The sequence below is a fragment of the Burkholderia sp. SIMBA_051 genome, assembly GCF_046534915.1.
Taxonomy (GTDB): Bacteria; Pseudomonadota; Gammaproteobacteria; order Burkholderiales; family Burkholderiaceae; genus Burkholderia; species Burkholderia ambifaria.
Genome location: NZ_JAWRXS010000871.1, coordinates 1 through 237 on the forward strand (window position 1 = coordinate 1; position 237 = coordinate 237).

The following is a 237-nucleotide window of genomic DNA, read 5'->3' on the forward strand; positions in this document are numbered from 1 at the left end:
TCATTCCCTGTCTCGACGTCACGGCTGGACGCGTGGTCAAGGGCGTCAATTTCGTCGAGTTGCGCGATGCCGGCGATCCGGTCGAAATCGCGCGCCGTTACGACGATCAAGGCGCCGACGAACTCACCTTCCTCGACATCACCGCGACTTCCGATCAACGCGATCTGATCCTGCCGATCATCGAGGCGGTCGCCTCGCAGGTGTTCATTCCGCTGACCGTCGGCGGCGGCGTGCGTG

At 63.3% G+C, this 237-nt stretch carries 1 protein-coding gene; it reads left to right on the top strand.

Annotation, left to right across the window (positions count from 1 at the left end; all coding sequences use genetic code 11):
* Positions 1 to 2: 2 nt before the first annotated feature.
* A partial coding sequence (locus tag SB771_RS36935) for a HisA/HisF-related TIM barrel protein (RefSeq protein ID WP_410722277.1) occupies positions 3 to 237 on the top strand: 235 nt, incomplete at its 3' end.